Source organism: Actinocorallia lasiicapitis, from assembly GCF_054778695.1.
The window spans coordinates 1-696 of record NZ_BAAGZI010000863.1 but is presented as its reverse complement, the minus strand read 5'-3'; the positions used below and the strand labels follow the sequence as shown (position 1 = coordinate 696).

Annotated in this window: 1 protein-coding gene and 1 pseudogene; one reads left to right on the top strand and one right to left on the bottom strand. The window is 75.1% G+C overall.

Features of this window, described 5'->3' with window-relative positions; translation table 11 throughout:
- Nucleotides 1-375 (bottom strand): annotated as a pseudogene (locus ACYVE7_RS35170) (hypothetical protein); the annotation flags it as partial.
- Nucleotides 376-456: 81 nt separating this feature from the next.
- On the opposite strand from ACYVE7_RS35170, the gene ACYVE7_RS35165 reads away from it, so the two are divergent.
- The coding region (locus tag ACYVE7_RS35165; RefSeq protein ID WP_460371014.1) for a hypothetical protein at nt 457-696 on the top strand (240 nt) is incomplete at its 3' end.

Genomic DNA, 696 nt, shown 5'->3' with positions numbered 1-696 from the left:
CTCGGCCTCGGCAGGCGCTTCGGCGCGCACCGCCCAAGGGCGGTCGGCCTCGCCAGGCTGCTCAGCCCAGGGCCTTTCGGGATCGGCAGGCCCTTCGGCGCGCGCGGCCCAAGGGTGGTCGGCCTCGCCCGGCTGTTCGGCCCAGGGCCGCTCAGGGTCGGCAGGTCCTTCGGCTCGCGTCGCCGACGGCCGCTTGACCTCGCCTGGTCGCTCGGCCCAAGGCCGTTCAGGATCGGCAGCTTGTTCAGCGCGTGCCGCCCAAGGCCGCTCGGCCTCGCCCGGCTGCTCGGCCCACGGACGTTCGGGATCGGCGGGTTGCTCCGGCTGTGCTGCCCAGGGCTGCTCGGGGGCGCTGGGCTGCCCGGAACGAATCACCGGGAAATTGCCGGAATCGCCGGGCCGCTCCGGCCAAGGGCGTTCGGTGTCCGCGGGCTGTTCGGAACGGACGGCTCCGGGATGGCCGGAGTCGACCGATGGTTGTTCGGCATTACCGGGCTGCCCGGAACGGGACGTCTGCGAACGTCCGGCGTCGGCGGGCTGTTCGGCCCAGGGACGCTCGGGATCCGCAGGTTGTTCCAGCTGGACGGCCCAGGGGCGCTCGGGGTCGGCGGGCTGCTCCGGAGCCACGGCCCAGGGGCGCTCGGGGTCGGCGGGCTGCTCGGGCGGCACGGCCCAAGGGCGCTCCGGGTCGGCTGG